The sequence below is a fragment of the Amycolatopsis thermoflava N1165 genome (assembly GCF_000473265.1).
In the GTDB taxonomy this organism is placed as follows: Bacteria; Actinomycetota; Actinomycetes; order Mycobacteriales; family Pseudonocardiaceae; genus Amycolatopsis_E; species Amycolatopsis_E thermoflava.
Window position 1 is genome coordinate 2,978,829 of the sequence record NZ_KI421511.1, and the last position, 18,777, is coordinate 2,997,605.

The 18,777-nt window shown below is 70.4% G+C and carries 17 protein-coding genes; 4 read left to right on the top strand and 13 right to left on the bottom strand.

Annotation, left to right across the window (positions count from 1 at the left end; translation table 11 throughout):
• Window positions 1-75 precede the first annotated feature (75 nt).
• The 8 genes from AMYTH_RS0114945 to AMYTH_RS44895 all read right to left on the bottom strand — a co-directional run bounded on the left by AMYTH_RS0114945 (window position 76) and on the right by AMYTH_RS44895 (window position 8,538).
• The gene (locus AMYTH_RS0114945) at window positions 76-1,158 is read right to left on the bottom strand and encodes an AraC family transcriptional regulator (RefSeq protein ID WP_027931004.1); all 1,083 of its coding nucleotides are present in this window, start codon (window positions 1,156-1,158) and stop codon (window positions 76-78) included.
• Window positions 1,159-1,272: 114 nt separating this feature from the next.
• Entirely contained in the window at window positions 1,273-2,319 is a 1,047-nt protein-coding gene (locus AMYTH_RS44885) for a 3,4-dihydroxy-2-butanone-4-phosphate synthase (RefSeq protein ID WP_267283893.1), read from the bottom strand.
• 50 nt (window positions 2,320-2,369) lie between these two features.
• Window positions 2,370-2,867, bottom strand: coding sequence for a flavin reductase family protein (locus AMYTH_RS44890; protein WP_084022594.1), 498 nt, complete (start codon window positions 2,865-2,867; stop codon window positions 2,370-2,372).
• Window positions 2,868-2,968: 101 nt separating this feature from the next.
• Entirely contained in the window at window positions 2,969-3,784 is an 816-nt protein-coding gene (locus AMYTH_RS0114960; RefSeq protein ID WP_027931005.1) for an alpha/beta fold hydrolase, read from the bottom strand.
• A 32-nt stretch (window positions 3,785-3,816) separates the two neighbouring features.
• Window positions 3,817-4,578, bottom strand: a complete 762-nt coding sequence (locus AMYTH_RS0114965) for a dienelactone hydrolase family protein (RefSeq protein ID WP_027931006.1) — start codon at window positions 4,576-4,578, stop codon at window positions 3,817-3,819.
• Complete coding sequence (locus tag AMYTH_RS0114970; protein WP_027931007.1) at window positions 4,575-5,528, bottom strand: 3-carboxyethylcatechol 2,3-dioxygenase; 954 nt, start codon at window positions 5,526-5,528, stop codon at window positions 4,575-4,577. Before AMYTH_RS0114970 ends, AMYTH_RS0114965 begins: the two co-directional genes overlap by 4 nt.
• Window positions 5,529-5,530: 2 nt before the next feature.
• A complete protein-coding gene (locus AMYTH_RS0114975) occupies window positions 5,531-6,667 on the bottom strand; it encodes an LLM class flavin-dependent oxidoreductase (protein WP_228684776.1) in 1,137 nt (378 codons plus the stop codon).
• Between the two features lie 923 nt (window positions 6,668-7,590).
• Window positions 7,591-8,538 (bottom strand): helix-turn-helix domain-containing protein, encoded by a 948-nt coding sequence (locus AMYTH_RS44895; protein ID WP_084022595.1) that lies wholly within the window; start codon window positions 8,536-8,538, stop codon window positions 7,591-7,593.
• Between the two features lie 102 nt (window positions 8,539-8,640).
• Here AMYTH_RS44895 and AMYTH_RS0114985 point away from each other — a divergent pair, with 102 nt between their 5' ends.
• Together AMYTH_RS0114985 and AMYTH_RS0114990 are read left to right on the top strand one after the other, a co-directional pair.
• Entirely contained in the window at window positions 8,641-9,558 is a 918-nt protein-coding gene (locus AMYTH_RS0114985; RefSeq protein ID WP_027931009.1) for an MBL fold metallo-hydrolase, read from the top strand.
• A gap of 26 nt (window positions 9,559-9,584) precedes the next feature.
• Window positions 9,585-11,018: a carboxylesterase/lipase family protein gene (locus tag AMYTH_RS0114990; protein WP_027931010.1), complete on the top strand. Its 1,434-nt coding sequence runs from the start codon at window positions 9,585-9,587 to the stop codon at window positions 11,016-11,018.
• 6 nt (window positions 11,019-11,024) lie between these two features.
• Here AMYTH_RS0114990 and AMYTH_RS0114995 read toward each other — a convergent pair whose 3' ends face one another.
• A complete protein-coding gene (locus tag AMYTH_RS0114995; RefSeq protein WP_027931011.1) occupies window positions 11,025-11,819 on the bottom strand; it encodes a sensor histidine kinase in 795 nt (264 codons plus the stop codon).
• Window positions 11,816-12,514, bottom strand: a complete 699-nt coding sequence (locus AMYTH_RS0115000) for a response regulator transcription factor (RefSeq protein ID WP_027931012.1) — start codon at window positions 12,512-12,514, stop codon at window positions 11,816-11,818. Before AMYTH_RS0115000 ends, AMYTH_RS0114995 begins: the two co-directional genes overlap by 4 nt.
• A gap of 143 nt (window positions 12,515-12,657) precedes the next feature.
• On the opposite strand from AMYTH_RS0115000, the gene AMYTH_RS0115005 reads away from it, so the two are divergent.
• Together AMYTH_RS0115005 and AMYTH_RS0115010 are read left to right on the top strand one after the other, a co-directional pair.
• Window positions 12,658-14,277, top strand: coding sequence for an FAD-binding oxidoreductase (locus AMYTH_RS0115005; RefSeq protein WP_037322548.1), 1,620 nt, complete (start codon window positions 12,658-12,660; stop codon window positions 14,275-14,277).
• A 315-nt stretch (window positions 14,278-14,592) separates the two neighbouring features.
• Window positions 14,593-15,642 carry an NAD-dependent epimerase/dehydratase family protein gene (locus AMYTH_RS0115010; RefSeq protein ID WP_037322549.1) on the top strand — a complete coding sequence of 350 codons (1,050 nt, stop codon included), beginning with the start codon at window positions 14,593-14,595 and terminating at the stop codon, window positions 15,640-15,642.
• Between the two features lie 3 nt (window positions 15,643-15,645).
• Here AMYTH_RS0115010 and AMYTH_RS0115015 read toward each other — a convergent pair whose 3' ends face one another.
• From AMYTH_RS0115015 to AMYTH_RS0115025, 3 genes are read right to left on the bottom strand one after another with little or no spacing between them, the layout of a single operon-like run.
• Window positions 15,646-16,692 carry a sensor histidine kinase gene (locus tag AMYTH_RS0115015; protein WP_027931015.1) on the bottom strand — a complete coding sequence of 349 codons (1,047 nt, stop codon included), beginning with the start codon at window positions 16,690-16,692 and terminating at the stop codon, window positions 15,646-15,648.
• Window positions 16,689-17,360: a response regulator transcription factor gene (locus tag AMYTH_RS0115020; RefSeq protein ID WP_037322550.1), complete on the bottom strand. Its 672-nt coding sequence runs from the start codon at window positions 17,358-17,360 to the stop codon at window positions 16,689-16,691. The genes AMYTH_RS0115015 and AMYTH_RS0115020 overlap by 4 nt, the downstream gene beginning before the upstream one ends.
• Before the next feature lie 34 nt (window positions 17,361-17,394).
• The gene (locus tag AMYTH_RS0115025; RefSeq protein WP_027931017.1) at window positions 17,395-18,747 is read right to left on the bottom strand and encodes a hypothetical protein; all 1,353 of its coding nucleotides are present in this window, start codon (window positions 18,745-18,747) and stop codon (window positions 17,395-17,397) included.
• Window positions 18,748-18,777: the final 30 nt, after the last annotated feature.

Sequence of the window (18,777 nt, forward strand, 5' to 3'; positions counted from 1 at the left end):
CTCGCGGATCGCTCGGGGCTGCGTACCCATGCGCAGACCCGAGCGTTCGCTACGACACGCCGCAGCTTGTGGTCGTCATCCAGGTCCGTTCTCGAACCACGACGGTCGCGAAACGACAAATTCGAGTCCTCGGTTCCCGCGCCGCAATGTGTGCGACGGTGGCTCCCCGTACCGCTCCTGATACGCGGCGCCGAACCGGCCGAGGTGGCCGAAACCCCAGCGGAGCGCCACCGCGGACACGGTGAGGGCATCGGGGTCCCCGTTGATCAGGTCATTCCGTGCCCGGGCGAGCCTGACCTGCCGAAGGTACGCCATCGGCGGTATGCCGAACTCCCGGACGAACGCCTTTTCGAGCGCGCGCAGGCTGACACACGCGATCCTCGCGATGTCGGCCGCACTGCCGACCCGCATGGGGTCGTCTTCGATCACGTCGACGACCCTCTGTATGGCGGCGGGAAGGCGCGAGCCCCGGTCTTCGTCGAGCTTGTCCGAGTAGTTGTGCGGTTGCGACATGAGCAGCGCCGACCGCACCAGTTGTCCCAGGTGCGACGCCATGACCGGATGCTGCTGGGCAAGCTGGCTCGGCTGTCCGACGTCGTCTTGCAGGAGTCGCAGCACACGGGCGAAGTCGGCGCCTCGTCCCCTGGTGAGGTCCAGCTTGTCGCCGAACTCGATCGGCTCGACAACCCTTCTGCCGAGGATGGCGGACAGATCGTCCTCCAGATCGGCGCGGTCGATCCGCATCGCCATCAACGTACTGTCGTCGGTCCAGCGCTCGAACCGCCACGGCGCGCTGGGCGACAGAACAGCCGCGGTAGTACGGGAAACGGATGCGGACCGACGGCCCGAAACGACGTCGACGGATCCCGACGGCGCGTAGCAGAACACGTAGAACGACGGCGGCGGAACGTCCAGCCGGACGTCGGACCTGAAGTTGCTGTACCCGATCCTGAGCCGCTCGGCGTTCAACACCCGCATGCAGAATCCGAATCGGCCTCGTTCGACCGCCGTGATGTGGTGGGGTGCGTACACGCTGGTGAGGAAGCCGCGGGCCTCATCGAGGTCGTCGGTGCGCAGGAGGCCTCGCGAAGTGGCTCGTTGCCCCTTCGCGATCTGTTTTGCGAGCGCGTAGCCCGCGGACGCGTGCCTCGACGTCATCGTCGAGTACCTCCCACTCGGCTTCGGGTGGCACAGCAAGGATGGTCGGTGATCAGCCTTCGGCAACATGGTAGTGCTCGGCGCTCCGGTCGACAGTCCGGAAAACGAACCGCATCAGCCGGAGTTCGACCAGGCCAGGCTCGCGGCTCGATGCTGCACCGCGAGGACGGTGAGGCCGGGCCGGGCAAGCTGCGGGGCCGCCGTCGGCCCGGTGAGCAGCCGGACGGATCGGTACCCGAGGTCGGCGACGATCGCGCCGGCAGCGCCGTCGTCGGCAGTCGTCCAATCGTGCCCGTCGAGCACCCGCGATCCCGGCCTGCGCAGGTAGACCAGCACACCACCCTCATCGGCGATGATGGCTGCCGATTCAGCGAAACGCCGAGCGCAGTCACAGATCGTAGTCTTGAAGATGTCACCGGTGACGCACTCGGCGTGCACCGCCACGAGCGGCACACTCGCCCGCGGACGTCCGACCAGCGCGATGTGCTCGGCCCCGGTGACCTCGTCGCGGTATCCGACGGCGTCGAGCTGCCCGTGCACGGTCGGCAACCGGGCGTTGGTGACTCGGGTGACGCGTCCTCGCTCCCCGTCTCCGAAGCGCAACCGGTGCTCGACGAGCTCCGGTATGTGCAGGACAGGTAGGTCGTGCCGAGCCGCGAGCAGGGCCGCGTCCTCGTCGCCGGCCGTCCCCACACCGTCGCCGACCAGCCGGGCGGTCAGCGCCACTGGCGGAAGCCCAGCGAGGCGGCACAGGTCCACGCCTGCCTCGGCGTGCTCGGGCCGTACGACGACACCGTTGGCATGGACCCTCAGCGGCAGCAGATGACCGGGCCGTATGAGGTCGGCGGGGCCGCTGGCCGGATCGGCGAGCACCCGCGCGGTGCGCGCGCGGTCAGTCGCGCTGATACCGGTGGTGATGCCGTGTGCCGCGTCAACCGAGACGGTATAACGAGGACTTCGCGGATCCTGGTCGTCCTGGACCATCGGGGGCAGGCCGAGTGCGCCGGCACGTTCGGCCGGAAGGGGTGCGCAGAGAATCCCCGACGTGTGGCGGACCGTCCATGCGGTCCACCGCGGCTCGGCGAGTGCCGCGGGGAGGACGACGTCGTACTCGGTGCCGCCACCGACGAGAACCGGGCGTCCGGCGCGCAATGCGGCCACGGCGTGAGCGACCCGGTCATCTGCGAAACGGGGGGCGGGCTGGGCGGACATCAGGACGCCAACGCGGACAGCGCGTGCAGCCGGCTGCCGTGGAAGACCAACGGGGCGACCTTTTCGTGTGGCTGCATGGCCTCGACGCGAAGCAGCACCAGGTCGTGGTCCCCCGCGCTGATGACCGTGTCGATCGAACAATCCAGCCACGCGGCCGCTCCGTGCAGGAGCACCGCACCCTGTCCGGTCGCGGTGTAGCCGATCCCGGCGAACCGGTCCCCCGTCTTCGACGCGATCTGCCGGCAGGCCCGGTCGTGCGTGGTCCCGAGCACCGACAGCCCGAGCCGGGGACGGTCGGCCAGAAGCGGCCAGGTCGTGGAGGTGTGCTGCACGCATACCGACACCAGCGGCGGGTCCATCGAGACCGCGACGAACGAACTCGCGACAATGCCGACTGGAGCGGCGTCGCGCAGCGCGCACACGGCTACCACGCCGCTGGGAAAGGTGCCGTAGACCCGCCGTAGCGGGCCAGTCTCGTCTGGGTCGGGAACGATCAACGTAGGCCTCCTGTCACGGCCGCGGGGTTCAGGCTCAAGGCTCGTGGCACGGCACGGTGCACCGACGGTCTCGACCGGTGGCATGGTTGCCTCCTCTTCGCCTACGCCGCTGCCAGGAACTCACGGATCAGGCCACCGAGCCGGGCGGGCACCTCGAACTGGAGCAGGTGCCCGCAATCCGCGAACAGGTGCAGGTCCGCGTGCGGAAGGTGCTCGGCCAGGAAGAGCCCCGCGGCGGGCGAGATCGTCCCGTCGTCCTTCCCGTGCACCGCCAGGACCGGGTGCGGTATGCCGGCGAGCACCGACTCGTCGTAGACCGGTGCGGGCTCGCCGGGCGCCATGGCGGCCTCGAACGACCGCCGCACCTCCGGCCTGACCGCGATCGCGAAGCGCTCCCTCACGTAGTCGTCGATGCCGGGAACATCGCCTCGAGACAGCTGGGCGGTCACGAGCGCGTGCATCGCCTCCTCACTCGGGCTGTCGTAGAACGCGGTGAGCGTCCCCACCCTGGCCTTGACCGGTGTCCCACCCGCGCCCATCAGGACGATCCGCCCGAGCCGCTCGGGTGCGTGCACGGCCAGCTCGAGCGCCACACGGGCGCCGTAGGAGTGTCCTGCCACGTGAACCCGATCCAGTTCGAGCTCGTCCAGCAGCCGGAGCACCGCGTCGACGCGCCGCCTGAACCACGGTCCCGGACCCGGGGGCAGGGTTTCCGGATGACTGCTGTGGCCGAATCCCACCAGGTCGGGCATGATGCACCGGTACGTCGCGATGCCGGGGAGGAGCGGCCGGAAGCTCAGCGCTCCCGTCGCACCCGGTCCAGTCCCGTGCAGGAGCAGCAGCGGTTCGCCACCGGGGTCTCCCGCCGTCACGACGTGCGTCGTGTCCGCGCCGGTGGCCCGGTCCTCCGTCCGCACGGGAGCAAGCTCCGCAGATCGCATGATCGGCGCTACCTCTTCCCCAGGGTTCGGTGGAACAACTCGAGCGTGCGGTCCCACGAAACGGACGCCGCGTGCTGCTGATAGGCAGGCAGCTGCGGGAACATGAAGCCGTGATCGGCGCCGTCGAAGATCTCGACAGTCGCTTTCACCGGCGGCCTCCCCAGCTCGTCCCGCAGCGGCTTGTTCAGCTCGAGCGGGGAAAGCTTGTCGGCCGCGCCGAGTCCGACGAACAGCTCGGCGGAGATCTTCCCGACGCTTCGATGGGGCGAGTCCGGGTCATCCGTCACGCAGTTCGACGGGTGCAGCGCCGAGCCTGCCGCGTATCGCGCGGGGTCGGCGGCGAGCAACCGCAGCGTGAAGCGCGCGCCCATGCAGAACCCCATGGCGGCCTTGGCGTTCATGTCGGCGGCCGGGTCCTTCGCCGTGACCTCCAGCATCGCGGCCGTGTCGGCGAGCACCATGTCATCAGTGAGCGAGGTGACCGCCGCCATCAGCCGGTCGAACTCCGGTGACCCCGGCCCTTGACCGATACCGGCCAGGTCGAAGGAAATCTGACGACCGAGCCGGTGGTAGAGATCCGGCAGAACAGCGTAATAGCCGGCGCCCGCCAACTTGCGGCTGACGTCGTGGATGTCCGCACGCAGCCCCGGCCCGTCGTGGTAGACGATGACCACGGGAAACGGGCCACTGTCGTCGGGATGGCGAACCGTGACCGTCATCGGCCCGTCGTCGGTCCGGACGACTTCTTCTTTCTCAATCAATTCTCTCACCTGGTCGTTTCTCGTGGTCGCGCGGTGGTCACCGCGAAGCCGATGATCCACTCGGGGACCGGTTGGTAGAACGAAGACTCGGTCCGGTAAGGCCCTGCGGTTTGCAGCGCGGCATGGGCCGCGATCCACGAGCGCACTTCGTGAATCGAACTGCCGCCCTGTTTGCCGAGCCACTCGACGCTCATCGCGTCGAACCAGGACAGGTCGCCCTTCTCGAACTGCCGGAGGATCTGCTCGTCGAGATCAGGGTTCAGTGGCAGCAGCGAGGACTCACCCCGCGCGAAGGCTTGGCCGGCCTGAAACACCGCCTCCTCGCGCGCCCTCTGCTCCTCGGGCGTTCGGCGCTTGTCCACAATGTAGGCGACAGCTTCCGGTGGAGACTGCCGCAGCCGCGGGACCGGCACATCGTGTGACAAGCCGCCCGAGCCGAGGAGCAGAACCTTCTGATCCAAGTCCCGGACGAACTCGCCCACCGCCGCGCCGAGGCGCCTGATCCGGCGCAGCGGTCCCAGCGGCTCGGCGACCGAGTTGATGAAGACAGGGATCACGGGTTTGGCCGCGCTCGAGCCGAACAGGTTCTCCAGCGGCTGGGCGATGCCGTGATCGACGACCATCTTCTCCGACATAGTGACGTCGAGATCCGCCGCCAGCAGGTGGACGACCAGATCGTCGGCGAGTGCCTGTGGCACGTCGAGCTCACCGGCACTGGTGTTGTAGTCGCCGATGGCTGTAGCCGACAACCCGACGCAGAACGGTGGCATGAGTTCATACCGGAAGCCCTGGTAGTGGTCAGGGCCGAAGATGACGACGAGGTCCGGGTCGAAAGCTTCCACGAACCGCCTGGCGTCGCGGAGAGCGCCGTCGACCCGCTGCACGACCGACTCGCCCGGGTCGCCCGACCCCAGCAACGGCGTGTGCGACATGCAGCACAAGGCCAGCTCGGACGTCACGACTACACCTTCAGGGAGCGCAGAGCCGGCACCACGTGCTCGCCGAACAGCTGGTAGGAGCGCATCGTCTGCTCTTTGGTGAGGGTGCCGAACGACCCCCAGTTGAGGAAGTTCCCGCAGCCGATGTGCTCCATCTGGCTCACGATCTGGTCCCGGACGGTCTCCGGCCTCCCCACGCAGATCGCCCCGATGTCGATGAGAGCGTCGAACGACACGTCCTCCCCGGCGAAGGGGCGGAAGAAGGACTGATAGTGCTCGTAGCCGGCGGGCACGTTGTCGAGGTCGTGGAACACAGCCGCTTCCTTGAACGCCGCGAACAGCGCGTCGAAGGCGGGCTCGGCAAGATCGCGCGCCTCCTGTTCGGAGTCCGCGATGAACACGTTGCGGCACACACCCATGTCGGTGGGTTCAGCTTCACGACCGGCTTCCGCGGCCGCCTTCTTGTACTGCTCGAAAATCGTCCGCATGTTGTCGGTCGGCGAGAAGACCGAAGTGAACCGGAAACCCTGCCGGGCCGCCCAGCTCACGGTCTGCGGGCTCAGCGCCGTGACCCAGATCGGCAGCTCGGACCGCAAGGGCCGAGGCCAGAGACTCACGTTGTCGTAGTTGTAGAACTCGCCCTTGAAGGTGAAGGTGGGTTCCGTCCAGGCAGACTGGATGAGCGCGACGGACTCCTCGAACCGGGCGCGCGTCTCCTCCATTTTGACGCCTTCGCGAATGAACTCGGGCTCGTCCACGCCACGTCCCAGGCCGACCTCGAGCCGGCCGCCGGTGAGGTAGTCGAGCATCGCGCCCTCCTCGGCAAGCCGGCGCGGATTGTGGAACGCGGTGATGTTCGCCATCACCCCGATGTTCATCCGGCTGGTCCGCTGGGCCAGGGTCGCCACCAGCAGGTTGGGCGAGGGGCTGATGCTGTACGGCGTGAAGTGGTGCTCGGAGAAGAAGACCCCGTCGAATCCGAGGTCCTCGGCGGCGACCCACGATTCCAGCTTCCAATCGTAGAGATCCTTGCACAACTGCGGGTCGAACTTCGCAGGGTCGGGATCGTACGGGTAGCTGAAAATCTCAAAGAGCCAAGACTTGACCACTTGATTCTCCGTCCACTCTGACATTCGGCCGGTGTCCGCGTCACGGTTCACGACCGGATCCGGTGCCGATCACGTTAGGGCGGAGCGCCACGGCCCGACGAGCCGTTCTTCGCTCAAGTCTGTCCACTTTTCGCACCGGTCGCGGGCAGAATCGGAGACTGGCGGAGGTTCAAGGCGGCCTGGGTCTGCACATGCTGAGGACGGAAGCGACACCAGAGGAGACGTTGAGGATGGTTGCGGCGGGCGGGCTTGAAGCTGTTCGGTGAAAGCGGCGATCAGCCGGATGGGGCAGAGAAGATTGACGTTGACCAAGAGCGCAGCGAGCGGGCGCAACTGGGGTACGGACCTTTCCTCGTTCGCCGGATACCTGACGCCGCGAATCGCGCGACCGCTACTCGTGGATTCCGTCCAGGTGTGCTCTACGCCGGCTGGCGAACTGGGAGTACCAGGCGACGAGCCCAGGGTCGTCGACACTGGCCGGGTCCAGAACGGATTGCGCGTCCTCTCCTCGGAACAGCCGCTTGAGCGGCACTTCCAGCTTCTTCCCCGTTCGCGTGTGCGGGATGCCCGGAACCGCGATGATCTCGTCCGGTACGTGGCGCGGCGAGGTCCGGACAATGCCGGTTCGCCAGGATTGAGAGGCCGACGCCGGACGAACCGTCGCATGGCTCCCAGAAGACGCCATTTGTGAACGCGAACCACCAGGGTTACGGACCAGCAGCGGTACCAGCGGAGCCCCAGCTGTTGCGGCAGTCGGGCGCATCTGCTCGACACCCCTGACAGCACACCGACGAAACACTCGAGTCGATGATCGCCACCTACCGCGAACTGCTGCCCCCGGCGGGGGCAAAGACCTCGGCCCGTGGAAGTACAACGCAGACGGCAGCTTCACCGCGACCAGCTACCTTGCCCCGGTCACCGCCCAGGTCGCAGGTGCGCAACGACTGGTCCGGCCGGTAGATCCGCGTCCAGATCTATCCCAGTGGCAGGCGCGTGATGTGCGCCGTACCAGCTGAAGGCGGTGAGCGGTCCGGCGCAGGACCGGCGGTCGCCGCAGCACGGGTGGGCGCATCGCTGCTCGTCTGGCGCAGGAGTGTGAGCGCCTCTTCGGACGGGGAGCCGGCAGGTGTCGTGCACACGATGAGCACCTGGTCCGGCGAACGGGCGATCGACAGCGTCTGCTGGGTCACGATCACGGTACCGACGACGGGGTGGTGCAGTTCGTAAGACGCGGCGTCACACGGTGCCACGCGGTGGTCGCCCCACAGCGCGACGAACTCCGGGCTCCGCATGGTCAGTTCGCCGATCAGCTCCGCGAGCAGCGGGTCTTGCGGGTGCTTGCCGACGGTGATCCGCAGGTTCCCGACCACCGCGCGGGCCTTGCGCTTCCAGTCGGTGTACAGCTCCCGGCAGTGCGGGTCGAGGAACAGCATCCGGGTCATGTTCGGCCGCCGCGCCGGGTCGTCCGGGCTGTGGAAGTCCAGGTGGCCGGCCAGCAGAGTGTGCCCGAGCGCGTTCCACGCCAGCACGTCGGTTCGCCTGCCGAGCACCAGCGCCGGGACGCCGTCCACGGCGCGCAGCAGGTCCCGCGTCTCGTCGGCGAGCTTCTCGGGCCGGGGGCGGCGCGCACGGGGGGCGCGGCGGGCGGCCTCGGCGAGCCGGAGGAGGTGCTCGCGCTCGTGGTCGTCGAGCCGCAGGGCGCGAGCGATCGCGTCGAGCACTTCGGCCGAGGCCCCGCGGGACAAGCCCTGTTCCAGCCTCGTGTAGTACGACACGCTGACCCCCGCCAGCTGGGCCAGTTCCTCCCGCCGCAGCCCGGCCACCCGCCTGCGGGGGCCGACGTCGCGCAGGCCGACGTCCTCCGGTCGCAGCAGCGCCCTTCGGGCCTGCAGGAAATCACCGAGTGGGCCAGGTCCGTCCATGCGCCCAGTATCCGGTGCACGGCCGGCGCCCAGCCACACCCTGCGAGGGGTAGGACAACGCAGGAGTGGTTCGCACCCGCCCGCGTTCCCAGACTCGGTGCCATGGAGCACAACCCCGAACAGATCACACTGGGCGAGGTCACCGTCACCCGCGTCAAGGAGTTCTACGGTTCGGTCGAGATGAGGCCGGACGAGTTCTTCCCGGACAGTCCGGACGGCGCGTGGGACGAGCACCGCGACTGGCTGGCGCCCGACTTCTGGGACCCCGGCACCGGCCAGTGCCGGTCGGCGATCCAGTCCTGGCTGCTGCGCAGCGAGGGGCGCACGATCCTCGTCGACACCGGTGTGGGCAACCACAAGGACCGGCCGTACGCCCCGGTCTGGAGCCGGCTGCACACGAGCTACCTCGACAACCTCGCCGCCGCCGGGGTGCGACCCGAGGACGTCGACATCGTCGTCAACACCCATCTGCACATCGACCACGTGGGCTGGAACACTCGGCTCGACGGCCGCGCCTGGGTGCCGACCTTCCCCAACGCCACGTACCTGATGCCGAAGCGGGACTTCGACTTCTGGAATCCCGCCAACGAGAACGAGACCGTGTTCGGCCGGGGGAACCAGAACGTCTTCGAGGACAGCGTCACGCCGGTGCACCAGGCCGGCCTGACCCGGCTGTGGGACGGCTCGTACCGGATCGACAAGAACCTGAGGCTCGATCTCGCCCCCGGGCACACCCCCGGCTCGTCCGTGCTCGTCCTCGAGTCCGGCGGCGACCGGGCCCTGTTCGTCGGGGATCTGATGCACACCCCACTGCAGATCCCGGAGCCGGACACCAACTCCTGCTTCTGCGAGGACCCGGCCGAATCCCGCGCCACCCGGCACAAGCTGCTCGGCCACGCCGCCGAGACCAACGCGCTCGTGTTCCCCGCGCACTTCGCCGGCGCGGGCGCCGCCGTAGTCGAGCGCGACGGATCGAAGTTCGCGATCAAGGAATGGGCGGCCTTCTCCCGCATCTCCTGACCCCGCCTGGAAAGGAAGTCTTTTCCGTGACCTGCAACGCGGATCCGGTGGTGGAAACCCCGGCGGGCGCCGTGCGCGGCGTCCGCGACGACTCCGGTGAGTTCTACCGGGCCATCCCCTACGCGGCGGCGCCGATCGGCGCCCGCCGGTTCGCCGCGCCCGAGCCACACCCGGGCTGGCCGGGCGTCCGCGACGGCACGCGGCCTTCGCCCACCGCGCCCCAACCCGCCCGCGACTTCGGCAAGCTCGACATGACCCCGTACTTCGGGCCGGGCTGGATCCGGGGCGAGGAGTACCTGACCGTCGACGTCCGCACCCCCGCCGCGGACGGCGACAAGCGCCCCGTCCTGGTCTTCGTGCACGGCGGCGGATTCGTCACCGGCTCGACCCGCGCCGCGCTCTACGACGGCCGCGCGTTCGCCCGCGACGGCATCGTGCTCGTGACGGTGAACTACCGCCTCGGCATCCCCGGGTTCCTCGACCTGGACGGCGCTCCGGCCAACCGCGGGCTGCTCGACGTGCTCGCCGCGCTCGGCTGGGTCCACGACACCATCGCGGCATTCGGTGGCGACCCGGACAACGTCACGATCTGCGGCCAGTCCGCGGGCGCCACGCTCGTCGGAACGCTGCTCGCGACGCCGGAAGCGGGCGGCCTCTTCCGGCGGGCGATCATGCAGAGCGGCAGCGGAACCGGCGCCTTCACCCCGGAACAGGCGCGACGCGTCACCACCGCGGCAGCTGCCGCGCTGGGTGCCGAACCTACCGCCGAGGCGTTCGCCGCGATCCCGGACGAGCGTTTCGTGGCGGTCCTGCCCGCGTTGACCGGACTCGACCTGCGCACCAGCACCGCCACGGACCCGCTGGCCGGCCTCAGCCCGTTCAGCGTCGTCCGCGCGGTCCAGCCCGCCGACGCTCTCGCCGACGGCCCGGCCCGTGACGTCGACCTGCTCATCGGCACCAACACCGAAGAAGGCCACCTCTACCTCGTGCCGCAGGGCACTCTGGAGACCACCACGGAGGCGGACGTGCGCGCCCTCGCCGCGCAAGTGCACCCGCACCCGGAGGCTGCGCTCGCCGCGCTACCGGAGGCGACCCCGGGCGAACTGCGCTCGGCACTGCTCGGGCAGGCCCTGTTCGGGACCGGGACGCAACGCTTGGCGCAAGCCCATGCACGGCTTTCGGGCGGCCGCACCCACGTCTACTCGTTCGGGTACCGCTCGACCGCCCTGAATGGACGGCTCGGCGCCGCCCACACCGTCGAATTGCCGTTCGTCTTCGAGATCGCCGACGAGCCGTGGCTGCACGGTGACACCGGCCTGCTCGGCCCGGATGCCGTCCCGGACGGCCTCGCCGCCCGGGTGCACGGGACCTGGGTCTCCTTCGCCCGGACCGGGGACCCGGGCTGGGCCGCGTACGATCCGCGACGACCTGTCGCGGAGGCGCTCGGCACCCTGCGGTGAACAAGTTCAGGCGGAGCTGTCGACGGGGAAGGTGACCCGGACCGTGGTGCCCTGCCCAGGCGTCGAGGTGACGTCGACCGTGCCGCCGTGTGCGGTCACGATTCCCTCGACGATGGCCAGGCCCAGCCCGGACGAGCCGCCGCCGTCGCGGCTGCGGCTCGGGTCGGCTCGGTAGAAGCGCTCGAACACGTGCGGCAGGTGCTCCGGCGCGATCCCGTCGCCCTCGTCCCGCACCGCGACCAGCACGTCGCGGTCGCGGGAACTGACCGTGACGGTGACCGGCGTGCCGGGCCGGGTGTGCTGCACCGCGTTGCCGACGAGGTTGCGCAGCACCTGCTGGATGCGCGGACCGTCGCCGTCGACGACCGCTTCCGCCGCTCCGTCCAGGGTGATCTTCCGGTCGCCGCTGACGATCCGGGCGTCGTCCACCACCTCGCCGGCCAGCTCGACCACGTCCACCGGCGTGCGGTTGAGCGGCTGGGCCGCGTCGAGCCGGGCCAGTAGCGCCAGCTCGTCGACGAGCAGCCGCATCCGGCCCACCTCGGCCTGCATCCGCGCCATGGCGTGGTCGAGCTCGTCGCGGTCGCGCAGCCCGCCCTGGACGTACAGGTCGATCCAGCCGTGCATGGTCGTCAGCGGCGTGCGCAGTTCGTGGCTGGCGTCCGCGACGAAGCTGCGCAGCCGGTCCTGCGCCCGCTGCTGGGCGTCGTACGCCTTCTGCAGCCTGGCGCTGAGCACGGCGGCGCGCGGGCCTGCGACCAGCGCGACGAGGGCGGGCCGCCACCGGGAGCGCCAGTTCACCTCTGCTCCGCACGCAGGCTGTACCCGAAGCCCCGCACGGTGCGGATCAGCGACGGGCCGCCGAAGTCGATCTTGCGGCGCAGGTTCGAGACGAACCGCTCGACCACGCCCGCGTCGCCGCCGAAGTCGTACTGCCAGACGTGTTCCAGGATCTGCGCCTTGGACACCACCCGCCCGGAGTTGATCATCAGGTAGCGCAGCAGCCGGAATTCGGTGGGTGACAGCTCGACCGGGCGCCCGCCCCTGGTCACCACGTGCCTCGTTTCGTCCATCTCCAGGTCGCCGCAGGACAACACGCCCTCCGGCACCGCGGACGGCACGCGGCGGGCGCGCCGCAACAGCGCCTCCAGCCGCGCGGCGACCTCCACCACGTCGAACGGCTTGGTGAGGTAGTCGTCGCCGCCCATGCGCAGCCCCCGCACCCGGTCGTCCAGCTCGTCGCGGGCGGTCAGGAACATCACCGGCACGTCGACGCCTCGCGAGCGCAGCAGCTGCAGCAGGTCGAACCCGTCCGTGCCGGGCAGCATCACATCCAGCACGATCGCGTCCGGTGCGCGCGCCTCGATCGCGGCCAGCGCGGCCGGCACGTCGCGGGCCGCCTCGACCTCGAACCCGGCGAACCGCAGCGCGGACAACAGCAGCTCGCGCAAGCCCGGGTCGTCGTCCACCACGAGAACCTTGTCCACGTTGCCCATCACACCACGTCCGGCCGGGCTGCCGCGAACCTGACGGACGGCTGAGGGGTTTCCTGACGGTTGGTCCGTACCTGTGGTTCGACCGGCCCTGCCGGCCCTAACGTTCCTCTCAGGACAGTGGAAAACCAGTGGGGAGAACGGAAATGCCAACACGTCGTGGATTTCTCGCCGGCACGGCAGCACTGGGCGGTGCGGCACTGGTCGGACCGACGAAGGCGGACGGGATTCCGCTCGGTCAGGCGCCGGAACCGGTCACGATCAAGCCGGGTGATCCCCGCTACGAAGACCTCGTGTTGCGCCGGACGAGCGAGCGGTTCTTCCCGCGTCCCGGTTCCTTCCGCTTGCCCACGACTACCGAGCAGGTGGTGCGGGCGGTGGCGGACGCGACGCGCGAGGGCAAGCGGGTGACCGTGCGAAGTGGTGGACACTGCTACGAGAACTTCGTCGGCGACGGCGCGGAGGTGATCATCGACCTGTCCGCGATGCGGCAGGTCACGTTCGACCGGCGGCGCAACGCGTTCATGATCGAGCCGGGCGCGACCCTGTGGGAGGTGTTCGAGCGGCTCTACCTCGGCTGGGGCGTCACCATCCCCGGCGGCCAGTGCGGCGGCGTGGCCGCGGGCGGGCACATCCAGGGTGGCGGTTACGGCCCGCTGTCCCGGAGTCTCGGCTCGGTCGTGGACTACCTGTACGCGGTCGAAGTCGTCGTCGTGGACCGGTCCGGGCGGGCACGCGCAGTGGTCGCGACCCGCGAGCAGGACGACGAGAACCGGGACCTGTGGTGGGCGCACACCGGAGGCGGCGGCGGGAACTTCGGCGTGGTCACGCGGTACTGGATGCGCTCGCCCGGCGCGACCGGTGACGATCCCGCCCGCCTGCTGCCGAAACCACCCGCGGTGACACTCGGCGCGACGATCGGGTGGCGCTGGCAGGACACCACCGAGGAGTCGTTCCACCGGCTGCTGCGCAACTACGGCGAATGGCACGAGCGCCACAGCGCGCCCGACTCGCCCTACGCCAGCCTCTTCAGCCCGATGCTGATCACCCGGCGCAACAGCGGCGCCGACCCCGGCGCGTTCATCATGGTGGCCACAATGGACGGAAGCCTGCCCGACGCGGACCGGCTGCTGCGCGACTACCTCCAGGAGATCACCGCGGGAGTCCGGGGCACGATCACGGTGGAGCCGCCGCACCGGCTGCCGTGGCTGGCGGCGGTGCAGGCCGGATCGCTCAGCCAGGAAGACGAATCCGGGATGTTCAAGGCGAAAGCCGCCTACCTGCGCAAGCGGTTCACGGATGCGCAGATCGGCACCGCCTACCGCTACCTGACGAGCACGGACCACCGCAACGAGCGGGCTGTGCTGCTGCTGGTGCCCTACGGCGGCAGGGTCAACACCGTCGCGCCGGACGCGACCGCACTGGCCCAGCGGGACAGCATCATGAAGGCGATCTACACCGTCACCTGGACCGACCCGGACGGCGAGCAGGCGAACCTGGACTGGATCCGGCGCTGGTACCGCGCGATGTACCAGGACACCGGCGGTGTGCCGGTACCCAACAGCGTGAACGACGGCTCCTACATCAACTACCCGGACATCGACACCACCGATCCGGAGTGGAACAGGTCCGGAGTCGCCTGGCACACGTTGTACTACAAGGACAACTACCGGAAGCTCCAGCAGGTCAAGGCACGCTGGGACCCGCGGGACGTGTTCCACCACGCCATGTCGGTCAGGCTGCCGGACCAGGCCGTGTCCGGCTGAGACCCTCGCCGGTTACGAACCACGAGGCTCGAACCCGGGAAAGAACTTCCCGGGAGCTCCGTCGCGGCGTCGAAACCGCCGACGAACATCATCGCGTGCTCCACAGTAGCGATGCCGTACATGCCGGGCCGCCGCATCACGTCGGCCAGCCGGCTGGCGTTGTCCATCATTCAGCCTCCCGACACGAACCTACCGGGTTCAGCCTCACTGCCCGTGATCGCTCGCGGAGCAGCGAGGCGATCCCGGCATTACCGAAATCTGACGAGTGCGTCGCGGCAGGTGGGCGATGGGTGGGGCGGCCATAGGGTGGCCGCCATGCGGGTTCTTCTCACCGGGGGCGCTGGGTTCATCGGCTCGTGCGTTGCTGATCTGCTGGCCGCCGACGGGCATGACGTTCTGGTGCTCGATGATCTCCTTCCCCAGGCGCACGACAGCGATGCGGTGCCGGCGTACCTCGCGGGGCATCGGTTCGTTCGGGGCACTCTCACGGACGCCGGGCTGGTGCGTGATCTGCTGGACGGGGTGGACGCGGTTTGTCATCAGGCCGCCGTCGTGGGGCATGGGCTCGATCCGGCGGACGCTCCGCTCTACGCGTGGCACAACGACTACGGCACCGCGGTGCTGCTGGCTCAGATGTACACTGCCGGGGTCGGGCGGCTGGTGCTGGCCTCCTCGATGGTCGTCTACGGGGAAGGCCGCTACCGGTGCCCGGCCCACGGCCTGGTCGACCCCGCCGCTCGCACACCGGCAGCGCTGGATGCCGGCCGGTTCGAGCCGCCTTGCCCGCGCTGCGGCGCCGACCTCGAACCGCTCCTCGTGCCGGAGGACGCGCCGCTGCGGCCGCGCAGCACCTACGCGGCCACGAAGCTCGCGCAGGAACACCTCGCCGCCGCCTGGGCGAGGCAGACCGGGGGCAGCGTGTGGGCGTTGCGCTACCACAACGTGTACGGGCCGCGGATGCCGCGCGACACCCCGTACGCCGGCGTCGCGGCGCTGTTCCGCTCCGCTCTGGAACGCGGTGAGGCTCCCACCGTCCTCGAGGACGGGCGGCAGCGGCGGGACTTCGTGCACGTCGAGGACGTCGCCGAAGCGAACCTCCGGGCACTGACCACTCCGGGCGCGCCGGGCGAGCTGGCTCCGGTCAACGTCTGCTCCGGCACCCCGCACACCGTCGGCGACCTGGCCACCGAACTGGCCCTGGCCTTCGGCGGGCCGCCCCCGGTGGTGGCCGGGGGTGCACGACCCGCCGACGTCCGGCACGTCGTGGCCGATCCGGCCCGCGCCCGCGAACTGCTGGGGTTCACCGCGAAGATCCCCTTCGCCGAGGGGATCGCGGCCTTCGCCGCCGCGCCGCTGCGTGCCTGAGAATCAGTGCGCGGCGAGCGGGAGGCGGACCTCGAACCGGCAGCCCGCGCCGTGGTTGCGTACCCCGATCCGGCCGTGATGCGCCTCCACGAGTCCCTTCGTGATCGCCAGCCCCAGTCCCGCGCCCGCCGCGCCGGAGGGGTCCGGGGTGCGGGCCGCCGTGCCGCGGAAGGCGACGTCGAACACCCGGGCCAGCTCGTCGTCCGGGATGCCGCCACACCCGTCGTCCACGGCGAGCAGCGCGTCGCCGCCCTCGACGGCCACCCGCACGGACACCGTGCCGTCCGGTGGCGTGTGCCGGATCGCGTTGGAGACCAGGTTCTGCACGATCCGCGCCAGTTCCGGGTCGCTGCCGAACACGACCGGCCACGAGTCGGACTCGGCGCGCACGCAGACCTGCTTCCGCCGCGCGATCGGCGCCTGCGTGGCGACCGCGTCGCTCACGACGTCCCGCAGCGGCACCGCCGACATCGACAGCCGCAGCGCTCCCGCCGTGATGCGGGAGAGCTCGAACAAGTCGGTCACCATGCCGGAGAGCCGTTCGCTCTCGCCGCTGATGCGCTGCGCGTAACCGGCGACCTCGCGCTGGTCGGAGACGATGCCGTCGGCGAGCGCCTCGGCCATCGCCCGGATCCCGGCCAGCGGGCTGCGCAGGTCGTGGCTGATCCACGCCACCAGGTCGCGCCGCGCGGCCTCGGCCATCCGCTCACGCTCACGCGCCTCGCGCTCCCACACCGTGCGCCGCGCGATGGTGCGGCCCAGCACGATCGCGGCCGGCACGGTGACCAGCCCGACGAGCAGGCACACCAGCACCATCGTGGTCATCGCCGGGGTGAACATGAAACCGCTGACGCCGAGCACGCCGGTCAGCGTCGACAGCACGGGGATCAGCACGAGCACCGTCAGCGTGGTCGCGAGCGAGCGGCGCCGCAGGACGTACAGGACCAGCCCGCCGGCGAGCGCGACCGGCAGGGCGAACAGCAGCGCCACCGGCAGGATGTGCCAGGCGTGCAGGAGCATGTCCCGCCACGGTTCGCTCGGTTCGATCATGGCCGCACCGGGTCGTAGCGGTAGCCGACACCCCACACCGTCGCGATCCGCGTGGGCCTGGCCGGGTCGTCCTCGATCTTCTCGCGCAACCGGCGCACGTGGACGGTCACGGTGGACTGGTCGCCGAAGTTCCAGCCCCACACCTTCTCCAGCAGTTCTTCGCGGGAGAACGCGGTGCCGGGCTGGGCGAGGAAGAACGCGAGCAGGTCGAACTCGCGGGTGGTCAGGGACAGCGGCCGCCCGTCGAGGGTCGCCTGGTGCGCGCTCAGCCGCAGCCGCAGGCCGCCGTCGGTGAGCACGTCGGGCGCCGGTTCGCGCGCGGGCAGCCGCGCCCGGCGCAGCACCGACATCACCCGCAGCGCGAGTTCGCGCGGGCTGAACGGTTTGGTCACGTAGTCGTCGGCGCCCAGGCGCAGGCCGGCGATGCGGTCCTCCTCCTCGCCGAGCGCGGTGAGCAGGACGACCGGCACCGCGGTGCGTTCCCGCATCCGCCGGCAGACTTCGAGGCCGCTCATGCCGGGCATCATCACGTCGAGCACGACCAGGTCGGGTTCGCGCCCGGCGAAGCGGCGCAGCGCCTCGTCGCCGTTCCCGGCGAGTTCGACGGTGAAGCCGCCCGCTTCGAGGTAGCGCCGCACGACGTCGCGCACCGTCTCGTCGTCGTCCACGACGAGGATGTGGCCTGTTCCAGTCACGTCCGCCCTACCAGTACGTCAGCACGAGGTGGTTCACCGCGAGCGCCGTGACGGCCTGGCCGGCCAGCCAGACCCGGCGCCGGCCCGGCAGCAGCGACACCGCGGGCACCAGCCACACCAGGAATGGTAGCCAGATCCGCTCGGTCTCGGCCTTGGACAACCCGGACAGGTCGGCCAGCGCGACGGCCAGCGCCGCCCCGGCGACCAGCAGCAGCACCGGATCGCGCCACCGCCGGACGAGCACGGCGCGCCGTACCCCGGCGATCACCGCGGGCCCGGACGCGATCACCAGGCACGCCAGGTTCGCCCACACCCAGTAGGCGTACGGCCGCTCGGCGGCGATGCCCTGGTAGTACCGCTCGACGACGAGGTGGTAGCCGTCGAGCCACCAGAACCCGGCGAGCGCGAACACACCGGTGACGGCGAGCGCGCCGGCCACCGCCAGGGGCAGCGTGCGGGTGAGGCTCCGCCCGGCGACCGCCACCGCGAGCGCGACCGTCCCGAGCAGGACGAGCCCGTAGGACAGGAAGATCCCGAACCCCAGCACCACACCCCCGGACAACGCCGCCGGGACCGCCGAGCGCCGGCCCGTCCGGAAGGCGAGCGTCGCGTGCGCGAGCAGGGCGATGCCCACGGCGGTGACCCCGGCGAACAGCCCGTCCGCGGAGGCACCGATCCACACCGCGCCCGGGAAGAGCACCAGGAACGGCAGCGTCGCACGCGCCGCATCGGCCCGGCCCAGCGCGGACAGCGTCACCGCCACCGCGGGCACGGCCAGGCATCCGGCGAGTACGCACACCACGGCGGCCCATCCCCCGCCGGACAGGCCGAGGCGGTCGAGCCACACGAACACCAGGGTCGCGCCCGGCGGGTGCCCGGACACGTGGGTGGTCCACGAGTCCGGCTGGAAGTCGAGGATCCGGGCAGTGAACCCGCGCAGCATGGCCGGGATGTCGTGGATGCCGGGCACCTCGCGCAGGTACTCGTTGGGGTTGGTCAGGCGCCCGGCGAGGCCGCGTTGCCAGCCATCGACGAGCGCGAGCGCGAACGTCCAGGCCAGCGCCGCGAGGTAGGACCCGGCCAGCAGCGGCCGCCACGCCGTCGTCCGCGCGAGCGACGGCCCCCAGGCCACCACCGCGCACGCCACCATGACGGCGAGCACCGTACCCGGGCCGGCGTGCGGCGGCCAGACCCCGAACAGCGGCGCGGCCGGTGCGAGGAGGGTGACCCCGGAACCGGGCCGGTTGAGGTAGGCGCCGACCGCGACGGCCACCGCGACCAGCGCGCCCGCGCACACCACGATCACCAGGTCCGCCCGGCGGCCGCTGCGCTCCGGCGCCCGCACCGCGTCCACCCGCACCTCTGTCCCCTTCCGCGCCGGCTTCGCGCA